We start from the raw sequence: 16,209 nt of genomic DNA on the forward strand, positions 1-16,209 counted from the left end.
CTGTTTGATTCCTGCTTCGCGTTAGTGCTGCGCGTCCGACACTGAATTCATTCGGCCATTACGGCCGGCTCCACCTTCGTGCCCTTCAGGCGGACCGGCGGCACGCGCCGCGATTGCCACACGGCGATCACGGCGACAACCGCCGCCACCGCAATGCCGATATGTATTGCAGCGACCAGGGATTCACGCGCCGATTCGAGCAACGCAACGCCGTTGTGACCCGCCGCGACGAGTTGCGACAAGAGCGTGGTCTGCGCGTCGTGGTTGATGAGAATCTGCGGATCGCTGAGATCGCCGAACCAATGGCCGGCGTTGTCTTTATCGAGGGAAAGCCGCACGCCGCTTGCGTACAGATGCGTGATCATCGTGCCGGTCAGCGCCGTGCCGACCATCCCGCCAATCATGCGCAAGGATTGCAGCAACGCCGTCGCGATACCCAGATGCTCGCGCCCCGCCGTCAACTGCGCGAACACGGTCAGATTCGGCATGACGAAACCCAGACCCATGCCGCCGAGCACCATGATCGCCATCAACAGCGGCCGCGGCATGGAACGCGTCGCGATCACCACGCCAAGGCATGAGATCGCGAGCAACGCGAAGCCGATATACAGCATCGCGTTCGGATTCTTCACGCGCGTGACGATCCGCCCATTCAGAATGCTGCCGATGGTAATAAACACCACCAGCGGCGTGATGATCAGCCCGGCGTCTTTCGGCGACATGCCGAACCCGCCCTGGAACAGCAGGGGCGCGTAGAACAGCAGCGAGAACATCGTGAAACCGCCCAGTATCGCCAGCGTGAACAGCGCGGACAGGCTCTTGTTGCGGAACATATCGACGGGAAGAATGGCGTAATCGCAGCGCCGTTCCCATTTCCAGAGCGCATATCCACACGCAACGCTCACCACGAGCAGCACCAGCGTTCCCGCTGAAACGCCGTGTTTGGGCAACATTTCGACGAACAATTGCAGCGAACCCAGCGCAATCGCGATCAGGCCCGCGCCTTGCCAGTCAAGTCGCATCTTGCCTTCGTGCTTGATGTGCCGAAGGTGCGGCAGGAAGCGCCAAACGAAGAACACCGAAATCAGTCCGACGGGCAAATTGACGTAGAAAACGGAGCGCCAGCCGTAATATTGGGTCAGGATTCCGCCTAGCGACGGCCCGACCGCGTTGGCTATACCGAACGCCGAGCTCATCATGACTTGCCATCGCAGGCGCACGACTGAATCGGGGAACAGATCGGCAATGCACGCGAACGCGGTCCCGACCAGCATGCCGCCGCCGATTCCCTGAAGGCCGCGCGCAAGCACGAGAAACAGCATGTTGTTGGCCATGCCGCAGAGCGCGGACGCGGCCGTGAAAACAACAATGGATGCAATCACGAACGGTTTCCGGCCGTAGTAATCGCCGAGCCGCCCGAAGATAGGCACGGTAATGACCGATGTCAGCAAATAGGAGGTCGCGACCCACGCGTAGAGATCAAAACCTTTGAGTTCTGCGACGATGGTCGGCAACGCCGTGCCGACCACGGTTTGATCGAGCGCGACCAGCATGGTCACGAAGCAGATTCCCAACATCGCCATCAGCGATTCGCGGAACGGAAGCACTTGTCCCGCGGAGTGATGCGCGGCAGTATGAACGGCCATTTTTTGATACCGCAATGATTGACTTGTCAACAGACTTGGAATCATAGCACGCGATATTGTTCTAAATCAAAGCCTGAATCCTTATTGGACCCTTTCGAAAAACATCATGGAACCGACGCCCATCTCCGCCTCGCCCCTTTCTCCGGAAGACCTGGCGACCTTGCGCCGCGCCAAGGAAGCGCTGGAAAGCCCGTCCCTGACGATGAAACTTGCGAGCGTGGTGGGCTCGCCCATCGAAAAATTGATGGCGCGCATGCCGAACATCGCGCAGGAAAAAATCGATGACGCCACGCAGGCCGCGCTCAAGAAATGCCTGCAACTGGCGCTGCGCACGCTGACCAAAAGTTCAGTCGATGGCGTTCTGTTGCCGCCCGAAAAGCCCCACAACCTGATGCACAAGCTCGCGGTCGCGACGACCGGCGCGGCCGGCGGCGCGTTCGGGATGTTCGCGTTGCCGGTGGAACTGCCGGTCACGACCACGCTGATGTTTCGCTCGATCTGCGACATTGCGCGCAGCGAAGGCGAAGACATTCATCTCATCGATACCCAATTGCAATGCATGATGGTCCTCGGCATGGGCGGCCCGAGTTCCAGCGACGATAACGCCGATATCGGTTATTTCATTGTGCGCGGGACGTTGGCGCAGTCGGTATCGAAGGCGACGAGCGAGATTGCAGCGAAGGGATTGAGCGGGCACGGCTCGACGGCGTTGCTCAAGTTCTTACAGACGGTGGCGTCGCGCTTTTCCGTACAGGTCAGCGAACAGGTCGCCGCGAAGTCGATCCCCGCGATCGGCGCCGTGCTTGGGGCGATGGTGAATACAGTGTTTATCGATCACTTCCAGCAGATGGCGCACGGGCATTTCACCGTGCGCCGGCTCGAGCGTCAGTATGGACAGCTTGCGGTGGAACGCGCGTTTCAGACCATCGACATTTCTAGTGGCCGTTGAAGCGCGACGCCGCGTACGAACTGAGCCGCGTGTTCCAACGCCTGGTTCGCTTCGGGCACGAACGGCGCCAGCATTTGCAACGCGTGCGGCATGTTCGGCAGGATCTCGAACTGCACGCTCACGCCCGCCGCGCGCGCCTTCTCGGCGACGCGCGTGGAATCGTCGAAGAGTACTTCCGTGTCGCCCGCTTGAATTAAGAGCGGCGGCAAGCCGTCGAAGCGCCCATATAACGGCGATACATAGGGATTACGAACGTCCGCATTTCCCGTATAAAGCTTGCCCGCCGGGGCAATTGCGCGGCCGTAGAACATCGGGTCGCGGCCATTGTTGGTCGTAACCGATGCACCCGTTGCCGCCAGGTCCGTCCATGGCGAAAACAGCACGGCGCCGGCCGGCAGCGGATCGCCGGCATCGCGCAATGCAAGCAGCGCGGCGAGCGCAAGACCGCCTCCGGCTGAATCGCCCGCAATCACGAGAGACTGCGGCGCGACACCATCCGCGATCAGCTTTCGATACGCAGCCAAAGCGTCATCGAACGCCGCCGGAAACGGATGTTCGGGCGCGAGCCGGTAATCAAGCGAAAAGATCCGCGCGCCGGAACGCCGCGCAAATGCGAACACGAGATTGCGATGCGTCGCAGGCGAACAAAAGTAATAACCGCCGCCGTGCAAATAAAGGATCGTGATATCCGATGGCGTTTCCGGCGAAAGCCATTCGCCGCGAAGGGGTGCGTCGCTAACGCTGTATCGCTCATCGAGATGCCAGCCGCGCGGCACTTTCGGCGACCACACGCGTTTCGATGTCATCGCGCGCGCCCGGGCCACATCGATACCCGGGGTTGCAGTTGCAGGGCGCATCTTGTTTCGCAGGACCCAACACATCAGCGCGCTTTGCCAGCTCATTACCCGTCCTCTTTATATAAGCGGTGTTAGTTTGCGGGCATCACTTGTCCGCGGATCTCGCCCGTAGGGTTCTTCTCGGTATGAACGTTGAAGTAGTACTTGCCGGCCATCAGATCGGTGGCTTGGTCTTCAGAGAGCGTAGCCTCGCCGTTGATCGGACTTGGCAACGCGTTTTTATCGATAGGAACCTGCACCTTCGCGTTCTGCCCCACCGGCGCGGGACCGTGGAAATGCGCCATGGTCGCCGGACCCGACAAGTCGGCGTACGTCACGTTCCACTGCAGCGTTTTGGTGCTTGTATCGAAGGTGGCTTTCAGCACGCCGTGCCCCTTGCTCACGCGCGGTGGCACTTCGCTCGATGGTTGCAGGTTGGCCTGCAACGCGACGCTATCGGCGAACGCCGAAACAGACACGACTGACAGCAACGCCAAAGCCAGATTTGCAAGGCGCCTACGATGCAATGAACTCGGTCTCGTGAACATTTTTGCTCTCTAGTGGCTAACCAACGAGTCGATGAGTGGTCTGTCTCATCGACCAGTCATAGTAGAGCATTTTTGATATGGGCTTCGATGCAGGCCTTTTAAGAAGAGTTCGAGCGGATATGCGAAAAGGCGCCCGAAGGCGCCTTTTCTTTACAGCATGAAACTTACAGCGTTAAAGCATTAGAAGCGGTGACGGATACCCGTCGAGATCACAACTTGGTTGCCATGCGCTGAAACGGCTTGGCCTGCAGTGAACACTTGCGCTTCTGCGCCGCTCTTGGCGAGCTGAACGATACCTTCAGCATAGATGTCCGTACGCTTCGACAACGAGTAGTCGGTCTGCAAACCGACTTGGTGGAAGCGTGCGCGATCATTATCGCCGCCCACACGGCTACCCTTCGCATCCGTGTAGGTGTAAGCTGCGCCGACTGCCAAAGCAGGCGTCAGTGCGTAACGAGCATTCAACTCGTAGTTGTTGTAACGATCGGTAGAACTAAGGCCTGAATCCTGGAAGCGGCTTTGCGTCCACACGCCACCGAGGACAACCGGGCCGATAGCGTAGTTCGCGCCAACGCCAAACGTGCGTTGCGTCTGGGCCGCAAGGTGACTTTCGGTAACAGCACCGAACCCAGTAGCGTTCGTGTTTTGCCCTTGCAGGTATGCTGCTGCAATCTTGAAAGGACCGTTGGCATATTGCAGGCCGGCGCTGTACGCGCGGTTGTTAGCAAATCCACCTGCCTGGTTCGAGAAGCCATACAGACCACCGAACGTCAGGCCACCGTAGTTCGCGCTCTGGTACTTGACCGCGTTGTTCGTGCGGACCGAGCCATTCAGGTTGTCGAGGTCACCCGGGTGTGCGAAGAACGTGCCGCCCCAGCTGCCAGTTGCCGACATCGGCCCGAGATAGTCGACCACGGAGTCATATTGGCGACCGAGCGTCACTGTGCCCATGTTTGCAGTGCTGATGCCGGCGTAAGCCTGACGACCAAATTGACCGCCATTTTGTTGCGTTTTGCCGTCGCCCATGCTGAAGCCGTTCTCCAACGTGAAGATCGCCTTCATGCCGCCGCCGAGATCTTCAACGCCACGCAGACCCCAACGGCTACCGTTGAGGTTGCCGCTCGACAGACGGAATGCAGCAGCGCTGCCCTTGTCCGAGCCAGGAGCAACTTCATTGTTCACGTACGTGAAGCCAGCATCGATAAGGCCGTACAGCGTAACGCTGCTTTGCGCGTTAGCGGCGGTCGCAAAAGAAGCGGCTACGGCCGCAACGATCAGAGTCTTTTTCATGGTTGATCCTTTTAATGAGTCTGACGACTCGACTAGTTGCATAACGCGACGCCCACTTGCTTGACTTCAAGGCGACTCGTCTCCGGTCTTTCCCGGACACCGCGATTCGGCTGAACAAAGTTTAGGGCGCAGGCTTTTAAGCAAACCATCGAAGCAGACACAAAAGGCTTTTTGAATAAGTCGAAAAGTCGGGTTTCAATCGGCGCAAACGCTTGCCGCATCAGGCATTTCCGTTATCTTGAATTAACCTCTGGATACCTAATTAGTTGAACGCGTTGCACAGTTGCGACAGTAGCAACCGCACGACACAACGGCCCTTTCCGTCGCTTTCGTCTTATTCCTATTTCTCCGATAACGCCACGCGATTAGCATCGCGCACGCGAGTAGGGGTCTCTGCAAGACCCTCTACGCATCCCTACTCCCGCCCCGAAAACGTCACCATGGGGCGACTCTGTGAGCGTCGGTAGTCAATGAATCATCTGCAAGCCATGCGCGTTTTTGTGAAGGTCGCCGAAACCGGATCGTTCGGCCGGGCTGCGGCCGCGCTCGATTTATCGAATGCGGTGATCACGCGATATGTCGCGTTGCTCGAGGCGCATCTCAACACGCGGCTTCTGAACCGCACCACGCGCAGCGTATCTCTCACCGAAGCAGGCGCGTCTTACGCCGAAGGCTGCCGCGCGGTCATTGAACAGGTGGAGACGATTGAATCGACGGTATCGCAAACATCGTTTGATCCCTCAGGCGTGTTGAAGCTCGTGGCGTCGGCGTCGTTTTCGTTATTCGGGCTCACGCCATTGCTCTGCGAATATCGCGATGCATTTCCCAACGTGAAACTACGGCTCACGCTGTTGCATAGGCCCGTGGATCTCGTGGATGAAGGCTTCGATGTAGGGATCGTCGTGCCGCGCATGGTCAACAGCGGCACGCTGATCAACCGGCCGCTGTTCAAGGTCACGCCCGTGATCGTGGCGGCGCCCGACTACCTCGCAAAACACGGTGTGCCGTTGCGTCCCTCCGACCTCACGGCGCACGCGTTTTTATCGCCATCGGCGGATATACATGGCGCCACGTGGTCGTTCACGAACGCGGCGGGTGAGAACGAAGATATCGTCATCGACCCGGATTACACAGTCAACAACTCACAAATGCTGCGGCAGGCCGCACTGTCCGGAATGGGTATCACCGCGCTGCCGGAAAGTCATGTCGCCGAGGATCTCGAGAACGGCGCGTTGCTGCGCCTGTTGACCGACTACACGGTCAATAACGCCGACAAGGAAGTGTCGCTGGTTTATCCCGGACGCCGGCATGTGTCGGCGAAAACACGTTCGTTCGTGGACTTCGCGATCGCGCATTTCAGGAAAGATACGGCTGTCGGCGCGTTGTTCTGAGCGCGCCGGATCAACCTGAACGCCTTCATGCCATTGCCGCGCACTGCCCTTCTATGATTTCCAGCAACACTTCGCAGCGCGCGATCAGTAACTTGCCGTCCTCGTTTCTACGCGCGGCGGGTTTATCCAGAAGATCGCGCCGGAATGCATCGAGCGCCATCTGCAACGGACGATACTGCAACACGCTCGCCGCCCCGATCACGCGGTGATGCCACTCGCGCAATTGTGCGACGGAACCGCCGGTATCGAGCAGCGACCTGAGCGTATGAAGGTCATCGCGAAAGGAAGAGACGAACGCATCGAGCAAGGCCTTCACCGTCGTCTCGCTGCCCCAGAGCTGCGTCATGTAGTCGAGATCGAGTTCATCGCTTTCATCCGCCTCATCCGGATCTGAGCGATGGTCCGCAACGTCAAGTGGCTCTGGTCCGGGCAACGTGTTCTCCATCACGCGCCATCGGTTCAGATGCTCGCGTAACGTGGCAAGACGAGTCGGCTTGACGAAGCAATCGTCCATACCGGCATCGCGGCACATGGAAAGCTCCTCGGGCGCTGTGCTCGCGGTGATACCCAATATGGGCAATCTCTTCGATAACCCCAATTCACTCGCCCTGACACGCCGCGCCAGCTCGTATCCGGTCATGTTCGGCATATGGCAGTCGGTGATGAGAAAACCGTAGTGCCCGTGCTTCAGCGCCGCGAGCGCTTCCACACCATCGGGCACGATATCGCAAGCGAATCCGAGCAAGGAAAGCTGATGACGGATCAACTCCTGATTCACCGGATGATCTTCCGCGACGAGCACGAGCTTTCCTGTGCGAATGGCGCGCTCGCGATCGGGCGCTTCCATGCTTGTCTCGATGCCCCGTGTCGCGCGCGATGCAATCTGCGGCAAGCCGGTCAACGCGGCCACGCACGCAGCGCCGAGGCCGCGCCATGAAATTGGATTGACGCTCACGCGAATATCGTCTTCGAGGATTCGATACCCCGTCGGCTTCGGCTTTTCCGTGACGTGAATCACGCGTGTTTTTAATGGCAGCGCTTCTTCGTGGGTATCGCTGAGGAACACCAGATCGGTGCCATTGAACGTTTGGGGATCGCGCAACGCGGCGTCATCGCGAGAACGAATGGTGAGGTCGAGGCCAAGTGCGTGCCCGTAGTCGACAAGCGCACGGGCGACGCGAAGATCATCGATGGCGATGATGCCGCGCTTGCCACGCAATCCGTCGATCTGATAGGTCGTCGTTTCAACCGGCATGGCGAGCCGCACGGTCATTTTCGTGCCGACGCCCAATGCGCTTTTCAGCTCGAGCGTTCCGCCCATCAGCTCGACGAGCTTGTGACAGATGGTGAGGCCGAGACCCGTGCCGCCGAAGCGGCGCGTGGTGGACGATTCAGCTTGAACGAACGGCTCGAAAAGGCTTGCTTGAGCATCGGCGGCAATGCCTATGCCCGTGTCTTCCACGCTCAACTCGATCGTCTGCGCGCCGCGCACGCTTTCGACCATGTTCACCGACAGCATGACCTCGCCTTTCATGGTGAACTTGATGGCGTTGCTCAGCAGGTTGAACAGCACCTGGCGCAAGCGCACGCTGTCGCCGCGCACGCTAGCAGCAACGTCGGGCGATACCGCCACGCGCACGCGCAAGCCTTTTTCATGCGCGCGTCCGGCAAGCAGGCCGACGGCGTTATCGACGAGTTCGCGCAAGTCGATAGGCATCGACTCGATGTTCAGCCGCCCGGCCTCGATCTTCGAATAGTCGAGCAGATCGTCCAGGATCTGCAGCAATGCGCTTGCCGAATCCTGGATCATGCCGAGCATCTGCGATTGATCCGGATTGAGCGGCGTGGTTTCGAAGACTTCGACAAGCCCGAGCACGCCGTTCATCGGCGTACGGATTTCGTGGCTCATCATCGCGAGGAAATCGTCCTTCGCGCGCGACGCCGCTTCGGCCGTATCGCGCGCCGCCGCGAGTTCGTCGGCACGGGCGCGCTCGATGCTTGCGTCGACCCAATAGCCGTTCCAGACCACGGCGCCGTCCGCCTCGCGACTCGCGACGAGATCGGCGCGAATCCAGCGGCGTCCTTCGTCGACGATCGATCGAAACTCCGTGTGGACCGGCTCGAGCGTCACCGCGGAACGCTCGATTGCATCGCGCACACTGCGCTTGTCCTCGGCGTGAATCGCCGACAAGCCCGCGACCTCGTCGCGGCTCAGCGTCGCGAGATCCAGGCCGAATAAATGCCGCGTATCGCCGCCAACGTACGGGAAGCTGTAGGTGCCGTCCGGCGCGCGCCGCAACTGGAACACGACGGCCGGCAACGAGCGCGTGACGTCGTGCAGGCGGCGCTCGTTTTCGCGCGCGCGCATTTCGGCGTCGCGGATATCGGTGATGTCGATCATCGTGCCGACAGCGCCCGCCATCTCGCCGTCTGCCGCCTTGAACGCGCCGGTCCAGAAAAGCCCATGACGCGGCTCACCCGCGCGATCCCGGAAAGCGATCTCGACTTGCTCGCGCTGCCCGTTCGCGATGCTCTGACCAACGAGGTCGTGCAGACGCTTGCTGTTTTCGGAGCCCCACGACTGCGTTTCGATCGTCGTGCGGCCGACCACGTCCTCGCGCCGGATTCCAAGCGTCTTTTCAAATGCCCGGTTCACCGCGATGTAACGATTCTCCAGGTCCTTCGCGATCAGCGGATAGGGCACGACTTCCATCATGGTCTGCTGGAAGCTGAGTTGCGTCGCGAGACGTTGTTCCGTCTTGACGCGCCGCGCCATCTCGCGCTGAAGCAAAACGAACGCGCGCAACGTAACGCCGAGAATCACGCCGATGGCAATGAGCACCGGCAGCAAACGCACTGCGCTGACGCTCCATCCGCTCGATGGCGGATCGAATGCGGCCTGACGCGCGAGGAGAATCTTCTCCTTGTCGGCGACAGGCATGGCGCGCAACGCCCGATCGATAATCGGCACGAGCCGGCGGTACTCGGGGCGCAGCGCGAAACCCATTTGCTCGAACTCGCCCGCGGGTCCAATGATCTTCAGTTGATCTTCGTATCGCGCGGCCAGCGCAATATCGACGGCGGCGAAGTCGCCGACAAATATGTCCGCCTCGCCGCGCGCGACCCGGTCGAGCGCCGCGGTCAGATTCGGCGCAACGCTGAACGCCGCGCTCGGAGCGAGGTTGCCAAGCCGCCCGCTCGCGGCAAGGCGTGCGGTCACGACCACGCGCCGCGCCGGCGCTTCCCCGAGATTGTCCGCTGGCGCCTCGTTCAGGCGCCCGACCATCACAAGCGGATAGCTTTCGACCGGCTCGGTCGCGATCCCGCCGGCCAGACGCGGCGTACCGCGTCGGGTTGTGGCGAGCACGTCGATCTGCCCGTTCGCGAACGCGCTCGATACCGCCGCCCAATCCGGATACACGCGCTGGTCGAAATCGATATCGAGCGCCTTCGACAAATACGCCGTGTAAGCCAGCGCAATCCCGCCTGTCTGGCCATCGGAACCGGCATAAGTAAACGGCGCCCAGCTGGTATCGATACCCAGCGCGAGCGGAGGCAACGAGCGCAGGTACGCGCGTTCGTCGGCGCTCAGGTCGAATGCCGGGGTTTGCTCATTGTTACTTGCCCATCGCGTCCGGATTGCCTCGATAGGCGCCGGACCCTGCTCGATCAGCCGCTGGTTCACGTCGTCGCGCGACGCGGTGCGGGCGTGCGGCATGGCGAAATGCGCTTCGCTTGGATTCGTTTCCGCGGACACGCCCGATCCCGCCATCACGAGCACGAGCACGAACAGCGCCATCAGGCGGACGAAGCGGGAAATATGCGAAGTTGACATGGCGTGCAGAACTGTTCGATGCGCGCTGGTCATAGCGGCTGTTTGCCGAGCGCGCCGCTGACACGGCCCGTGTGTCGTATCGGGCGGGTATCGACGGAAGCGTTGCGCTGGAGCATGGGAAAAAAGAAGCCCGCGAGCACGCCGCCAGCAAGCGGCGCGGCCCAGAAAAGCCATAACTGATCCAGTGCCCAGCTTCCCATGACGAGTGCCGGACCCGTGGAACGGGTTGGATTGATGGACGCGTTGGTAACCGGAATGGCGAGCAATGAACACAATGTCAACGACAACCCGATCAGCGCCGGGCCGCCAATTCGCATGCGTTTGCCAGCGGTCACGACGAGATTGACCCACACGAACACGAACGTCATCAGCACTTCCACGATCAACGCCGCGTGCAATTCGTAACGTCCGGGTGAATGCGCGCCGTAGCCGTTCGCGCCCAGCGCAACGAGGCCCGGCGACGCGCCCGGCCGCCCACTGGCCACAACATATAGAAGCCATGCGCCCACAATCGCGCCACAAACCTGCGCTGCGATTGCTGGTATGAGCTCGCGTATGGGAAATCGATTGGCGATGGCGAATCCGACCGTCACGGCCGGATTGAAGTGGGCGTAAGAAATGGGGCGCAGCACGTAGACGAGCGTGGTTGCGGCAAGCCCGAAGGCCACCGCCTGGCAGATGAGCCCAAGGTCCGCGCGGAAGTACCCGCTCGCCAGCGCCGTGCAGCCGCAACCGAAAAAGACGAGCGAAAAAGTTCCGACGCACTCGCCTAACATTTTCTTGAACATATCGTCTTCCATCCCAGGTTGAGCGTCGTCACCCGAGGCGTCACCGCAAGGCAATCGTCGCGGAACCGCAAACATCGGGGGGAGTAAAACGATCAAGTCTGGGCGCAAAGACCCATCCCATTAATCAGAGCATTCCTAAACGTTTCTGACTAATATGGAGGCATGTTTCTATCGCGATGCAGGAAGATGCCGCGAAAAGGACGTCAGGCGAGCCCGATCTGCCTGAGATAGTTCAACAATTGCGTTTCATTTTCGAGACCGAGTTTTCGCATGGCGTTGCGCCTTTGCGTACCGATGGTCTTGACGCTTCTTCCAAGATGTTCGGAGATGCCATTGAGCGACTTGCCACTCGCATACAACTGAAACACCTCCCATTCACGCGCACTCAGTACGCCGGCCTGGCTGGGGATATCGTTGAAATGGGATTTCAGCAGTGCTTGCGCGTGTGTCGACACGAAACACCCGCCGCCGATGACGGCAACCACCGCCTCGCTCAGGGAATCCATGCAATCGCGCTTGTCCACAATTCCATCAACCCCAAGCTCGAGCAGACCGGCGAGCATTTGCGCTTGCGCAATCATGGTGACGACGATCAGGCGGGGCCGCTCGGGTTGCCTTAGAAAACGCCGCAGGAAGGCGATGGCATTGCTCTCGCCGCTAATACCCGGCATGCCAATATCCGAGATCACAATATCGCAAGGGAAGCGGTCGATCCGGTCGGCGAGCGATTCGGTATCGATGGCCGTTGCCACCACCTCGACCCGCGGATCACGGCGAAGCCAGTTGCCGATACCCTCTCTGACGGCCGCGTGGTCGTCGGCCAGGATGATCCGGACGTTCGAATCCGCTAGTATTTCTTCCACGCTTCGTGCTAGGTCCCGAGCCGTTGTACCTGGACCAGACCACTGTCAAACGCGAAACGATAAAGCTCTGCGTCCGTGTGCAATTCAAGCTTGCGCATGGCGGCGCATTTTTGCGCGCTGATCGTCTTGACGCTACGCCCGAGTTCGCGCGCGATTTCCGTCACATTTCCGCCGCGCGCGTAGCGTGCGATGACGTCGAGTTCGCGACGCGTGAGCTTCTGGCGGATCAGGTCCACGCGATGCGACGAGGTCGCATCGGCGAGAAGCGCACGCACTGACGGGCCGAGATAATCCTCATTCGCCAGCACCGTGACGATTGCCACGTAGATCAACTCAAGGCGATCCTGCTTGCTCACCACAGCGTTCGCGCCTGCGTCGAGCGCCCGGGCGATGAGATCGGCGTCCGTTGTCATCGATAAAACGACAATCGCCGCCTTCGGATGATTCTTGACAATGAACTTGATCAAATCGATGCCATCACCGTGCGTACCGCCCGGCATGTAAAAATCCATGATGACGACGTCGCATTCCTCTTTCTCCAGCGCGGCGATCAGCCCCGTAGAATCCTGCGCGCGGCACACGATCTCGATGTTCTGCACATTGGCAATCAAACGCTCGATGGCCAGAACGACTAATGGATGATCATCGGCGACCGCCAACCTGATTCGTTGAGTGAACGCAATCATTTCCTAACCTCTTTAAACCCGATATCCGCCCGGGTGATGCGTCCGCTCAAGGCGGGTTGCACTTTGCCTGTGTTCGCATGGCCCGGTGCAGGATCGTTGATCTGTGTCGCCATCGACATAAGATGCTTCTGAAAGCATTTCAAGTTAAGAAATCTCATTACGTGAGGCCGTATGCGCGCGCGAACGCGAACAGTCCCGGATCGTTCTGGACTCCGAGCTTGCTCATGGCGTCGCGTTTTTGCCGGCTGATGGTGCGCACATCGCGCTCCATGAAGCGCGCGATCTCGGTGATCGAGAGGCCGCTTGCAAACATACGTACTACTTCGATTTCGCGAGGCGACAGGCGCGGACCTTCGCCGAGCAGATCGTTTTCCGCACCGGCGACAGCGAGCGCGTCGACAACCGATGAGCTTAGATACCGGCGCCCGACGCCCGCAAACTTGACGGCCGCCGCGAGCTGATCCATGGATTCGACCTTGTTGAGCAGGCCCATTGCGCCTGCGCTCAGGATCGATCGCAGGATCGCAACATTGCTCATGCTGGTCAGCACGACGATACGAATCTCCGGCCAGTCCCGCCGCACCCGCTTGATCAGACGCAGCCCGTCCTCCGCCTGCAAACCCAGTTCGGGCATGGCGAAGTCCGTAACGAGCACGTCGCAAGGCGTGCTACCCAGTAATCGCAGCAACGCGGCCGCGCTTGCGGCTTCGCCTACGACTTCCAGATTTTCATCCGTGCTGAAGGTGGCTCGAATGCCAAGCAAAACGAACGGATGGTCGTCTGCCAGAACGATTCTCAGTTTCAATCCGGCCTCTCATTTTTTTGTTTGCACGTCGGGTTAGTTCAGGGCCGATCCGGCAACGATTAGTTTGGCAACACGCCGTTACGGATAAGAACACGGGCACCAAGCCCCTCAATATAGGAACACTCTCAATGTCCCTTTCACAAAGCGAGGCGCTTTCTAAGATTTGACTTATTTCCAAGCTCGGCGCGCTCGCCTGCGCGCTTTGCCGGGTTGGGCGGCACTCGGTTTTGCTGCGATTCAACGATATTCAGAGTAGTTTTCAACCGACTGACGCCTCAATACGAATTGTCCTATTCGCGCGCGTTTAGAAACATTCCACTACTTTGATTCGATTGAAGAAATAGTCGATCGACACACGATGCGTGGAAATCTGTTTCAAGGGTAAAGGCGATGGAAAGGCGGCTAGGGACTTGAACAGCGATGCGAATAGGCCCAAAACGTCCCCAACCGCATTTGCGGAGGTTCGGGCCAAGCCGGAGGTATTTCTGGTTTTATCGGAAAAAGCGAACAAGGCTTTCATAAAAGACACGCGCAAACGATTGCGCTTGCGCAAACTAGTCGTGGCTAAATCGCAACGCCAAGCCCGGCCTCTAACCAGAGCAAAATTTGCCGGCAACAAAAAAGACCCGGAGTTTTCCGCTCATCAGTCAGTGAGCAGGAAACTCCGGGTCCATCACGTACGATCCAAGAACTGGATTTTGCCGTTTAAAACGGAATGTCGTCGTCCATTTCGTCGAAACCGCCGCCAGCCGGCGCGCTCGGACGGCTTGCACCACCACCGCTTCCGCCCGCCGCCGGACGTCCGCCCGATGCGCCGCCACGGCTCGCTCCGCCGCCGCTGCGCTCAGCGGGCGCACGGCTGCTGTAGCCGCCTTCATCGCCGCCGCCACCGCCGCCCGCGCCGCCACGTCCGCCCAGCATCTGCATCTGTTCCGCGACGATTTCGGTCGCGTACTTTTCCACGCCCGCCTGATCGGTGTACTTACGCGTGCGAATACGGCCTTCGACGTAGATGGACGAGCCCTTCTTCAGGTACTCATTGACGATCTCGGCCAGCCGGCCGAAAAACGTCACGCGATGCCATTCCGTCATTTCCTTCATGTCGCCGGATGCCTTGTCCTTGAAGCGATCGGTCGTCGCAAGACGGACGTTGGCCACGGCGTCGCCGCTTGGCAGATACCGGGTTTCCGGATCAGCGCCCAGATTTCCCACCAGAATGACCTTGTTGACGGATGCCATGATTTCTCCTGTTGATTCAATTCAGTTCAATACGATTCAATTCGATGCCACGCGGGCCCAATTCAACTACGCCGTGCGCCGGATCTTTTGCGGCGGCGGCTTCATGTTCGTTGCGACGATCAGCCAGGCCAGCACCAGCCCCGAACACGCGAAAAATACGGCGCTCTGGCCGTCCACCTTCAGCAGCCATCCGCCAATCACTCCGCCGATTGCCAGGCCGATCGACTGCGTCGTGTTGTAGACGCCTGCCGCCGCGCCCTTTCTCGTCCCGGGCGCGAGCTTGGAGACCAGCGACGGTTGCGACGCCTCCAGCACATTGAAGCCCAGGAAGTAGATAAACAAGATCGCGGCCACTGACCACAGAGTATGCGGAGCGGCGCCGAGTAACAACTGGCCAATCAGGATAAGCAAAATGGCGCCGAGCATCACGGCCTTCATCTTGCCGCGTTTTTCAGCAGCAATAATTGCCGGCACCATCAGGACGAACGCGAGGCCCATGACGGGCAAATACACTTTCCAGTGCGCCGCGACGGGCAAACCGCCTGCTTCAAGAATGCGCGGAACGACCAGAAACAGTGCCGTCTGCGTGGCGTGCAGGACTAGCACGCCGAAGTTCAGGCGTAGCAATTCGACGTTGTGGAGCACTTCGGCGAAAGGCGCCTTTACGTGCACGGGCGGCCGGGGCGCGTCGGGGACCACCCAGATGACCACGCCGACGGCGAGTATCGATAAAAAGCCGATCAGCGTGAACAGTCCGCTCATGCCGACCCACTGGAACACGATCGGCGCACCGACGATCGCCACGGCGAACGAAACGCCGATGCTCGCGCCGACCATCGCCATGGCCTTCGTGCGGTTTTCCTCAGTCGTCAGGTCCGCGATAAACGCAATCACCGCCGACGAAACCGCGCCCATGCCCTGAATCACGCGCCCGACAATGATCCACGTCATGGAATGCCCGGCCGCCGCGATAAAGCTGCCGATCGCAAAGACGATCAGCCCGAACGCGATGACCGGCTTGCGCCCGAGCTTGTCCGAGACCCAGCCGTAGAAGATATAAAGCAGCGATTGCGTGACGCCGTAAGCGCCGAGCGCAATGCCGACGAGCAGCACGTTGTCGCCGCCGGGTATCGTTTTCGCGTAGATGGAAAACACCGGCATGATCATGAAGAGACCGAGCATGCGCAGCGCGAAGATCGCGGCAAGCGACATGGTCGCACGCAACTCGGGCGCGCTCAGACGTGTGGACGTAACAGACGGATTGGACATCGGACGAGGTAATGTGGAAACGCGTCAGGCGGAGTGCGCGATACGCGCAAACCGGGCGGTCGCC

At 59.8% G+C, this 16,209-nt stretch carries 13 protein-coding genes; 2 read left to right on the forward strand and 11 right to left on the reverse strand.

Going from position 1 to position 16,209, the window contains the following annotated elements; all coding sequences use genetic code 11:
* Positions 1-47: 47 nt before the first annotated feature.
* Positions 48-1,646 carry an MDR family MFS transporter gene (locus HB633_RS22345; RefSeq protein WP_213780325.1) on the reverse strand — a complete coding sequence of 533 codons (1,599 nt, stop codon included), beginning with the start codon at positions 1,644-1,646 and terminating at the stop codon, positions 48-50.
* 106 nt (positions 1,647-1,752) lie between these two features.
* On the opposite strand from HB633_RS22345, the gene HB633_RS22350 reads away from it, so the two are divergent.
* The gene (locus HB633_RS22350; RefSeq protein WP_213780326.1) at positions 1,753-2,595 is read left to right on the forward strand and encodes an EcsC family protein; all 843 of its coding nucleotides are present in this window, start codon (positions 1,753-1,755) and stop codon (positions 2,593-2,595) included.
* On the opposite strand, the gene HB633_RS22355 is transcribed toward HB633_RS22350, so the two are convergent.
* The 3 genes from HB633_RS22355 to HB633_RS22365 all read right to left on the reverse strand — a co-directional run bounded on the left by HB633_RS22355 (position 2,565) and on the right by HB633_RS22365 (position 5,311).
* Positions 2,565-3,497, reverse strand: a complete 933-nt coding sequence (locus tag HB633_RS22355) for an alpha/beta hydrolase (protein ID WP_213780327.1) — start codon at positions 3,495-3,497, stop codon at positions 2,565-2,567. The genes HB633_RS22350 and HB633_RS22355 overlap by 31 nt on opposite strands.
* A gap of 26 nt (positions 3,498-3,523) precedes the next feature.
* Positions 3,524-3,958: a CHRD domain-containing protein gene (locus HB633_RS22360; protein ID WP_255581067.1), complete on the reverse strand. Its 435-nt coding sequence runs from the start codon at positions 3,956-3,958 to the stop codon at positions 3,524-3,526.
* Between the two features lie 201 nt (positions 3,959-4,159).
* On the reverse strand, positions 4,160-5,311 hold the full coding sequence (locus HB633_RS22365) for a porin (RefSeq protein WP_255581068.1): 1,152 nt from the start codon (positions 5,309-5,311) through the stop codon (positions 4,160-4,162).
* 428 nt (positions 5,312-5,739) lie between these two features.
* Here HB633_RS22365 and HB633_RS22370 point away from each other — a divergent pair, with 428 nt between their 5' ends.
* Positions 5,740-6,660 carry a LysR family transcriptional regulator gene (locus HB633_RS22370; RefSeq protein WP_213780329.1) on the forward strand — a complete coding sequence of 307 codons (921 nt, stop codon included), beginning with the start codon at positions 5,740-5,742 and terminating at the stop codon, positions 6,658-6,660.
* Between the two features lie 25 nt (positions 6,661-6,685).
* Here HB633_RS22370 and HB633_RS22375 read toward each other — a convergent pair whose 3' ends face one another.
* From HB633_RS22375 to HB633_RS22405, 7 genes are all read right to left on the reverse strand, one after another.
* A complete protein-coding gene (locus HB633_RS22375) occupies positions 6,686-10,495 on the reverse strand; it encodes an ATP-binding protein (RefSeq protein ID WP_213780330.1) in 3,810 nt (1,269 codons plus the stop codon).
* 29 nt (positions 10,496-10,524) lie between these two features.
* Entirely contained in the window at positions 10,525-11,283 is a 759-nt protein-coding gene (locus tag HB633_RS22380; protein ID WP_213780331.1) for an aquaporin, read from the reverse strand.
* 203 nt (positions 11,284-11,486) lie between these two features.
* Positions 11,487-12,146, reverse strand: a complete 660-nt coding sequence (locus tag HB633_RS22385; RefSeq protein ID WP_346730348.1) for a response regulator transcription factor — start codon at positions 12,144-12,146, stop codon at positions 11,487-11,489.
* An 8-nt stretch (positions 12,147-12,154) separates the two neighbouring features.
* Positions 12,155-12,832 (reverse strand): response regulator transcription factor, encoded by a 678-nt coding sequence (locus tag HB633_RS22390; protein ID WP_213780332.1) that lies wholly within the window; start codon positions 12,830-12,832, stop codon positions 12,155-12,157.
* A 157-nt stretch (positions 12,833-12,989) separates the two neighbouring features.
* Positions 12,990-13,637, reverse strand: a complete 648-nt coding sequence (locus HB633_RS22395) for a response regulator transcription factor (protein ID WP_213780333.1) — start codon at positions 13,635-13,637, stop codon at positions 12,990-12,992.
* 705 nt (positions 13,638-14,342) lie between these two features.
* Positions 14,343-14,876: a single-stranded DNA-binding protein gene (gene ssb / locus HB633_RS22400; RefSeq protein ID WP_213780334.1), complete on the reverse strand. Its 534-nt coding sequence runs from the start codon at positions 14,874-14,876 to the stop codon at positions 14,343-14,345.
* Positions 14,877-14,942: 66 nt separating this feature from the next.
* Positions 14,943-16,145: an MFS transporter gene (locus tag HB633_RS22405; protein ID WP_213780335.1), complete on the reverse strand. Its 1,203-nt coding sequence runs from the start codon at positions 16,143-16,145 to the stop codon at positions 14,943-14,945.
* Positions 16,146-16,209 lie beyond the last annotated feature (64 nt).

The organism is Caballeronia sp. dw_276 (assembly GCF_018449635.1).
In the GTDB taxonomy this organism is placed as follows: domain Bacteria; phylum Pseudomonadota; class Gammaproteobacteria; order Burkholderiales; family Burkholderiaceae; genus Caballeronia.

Excerpts from the sequence above, each read along its gene's own strand:
- ssb (WP_213780334.1), bottom strand. The coding sequence starts at position 14,876 with ATGGCATCCGTCAACAAGGTCATTCTGGTGGGAAATCTGGGCGCTGAT.
- HB633_RS22390 (WP_213780332.1), bottom strand. The coding sequence starts at position 12,832 with ATGATTGCGTTCACTCAACGAATCAGGTTGGCGGTCGCCGATGATCAT.
- HB633_RS22405 (WP_213780335.1), bottom strand. The coding sequence starts at position 16,145 with ATGTCCAATCCGTCTGTTACGTCCACACGTCTGAGCGCGCCCGAGTTG.
- HB633_RS22380 (WP_213780331.1), bottom strand. The coding sequence starts at position 11,283 with ATGTTCAAGAAAATGTTAGGCGAGTGCGTCGGAACTTTTTCGCTCGTC.
- HB633_RS22375 (WP_213780330.1), bottom strand. The coding sequence starts at position 10,495 with ATGTCAACTTCGCATATTTCCCGCTTCGTCCGCCTGATGGCGCTGTTC.
- HB633_RS22345 (WP_213780325.1), bottom strand. The coding sequence starts at position 1,646 with ATGGCCGTTCATACTGCCGCGCATCACTCCGCGGGACAAGTGCTTCCG.
- HB633_RS22370 (WP_213780329.1), top strand. The coding sequence starts at position 5,740 with ATGAATCATCTGCAAGCCATGCGCGTTTTTGTGAAGGTCGCCGAAACC.
- HB633_RS22355 (WP_213780327.1), bottom strand. The coding sequence starts at position 3,497 with ATGAGCTGGCAAAGCGCGCTGATGTGTTGGGTCCTGCGAAACAAGATG.
- HB633_RS22365 (WP_255581068.1), bottom strand. The coding sequence starts at position 5,311 with ATGCAACTAGTCGAGTCGTCAGACTCATTAAAAGGATCAACCATGAAA.
- HB633_RS22350 (WP_213780326.1), top strand. The coding sequence starts at position 1,753 with ATGGAACCGACGCCCATCTCCGCCTCGCCCCTTTCTCCGGAAGACCTG.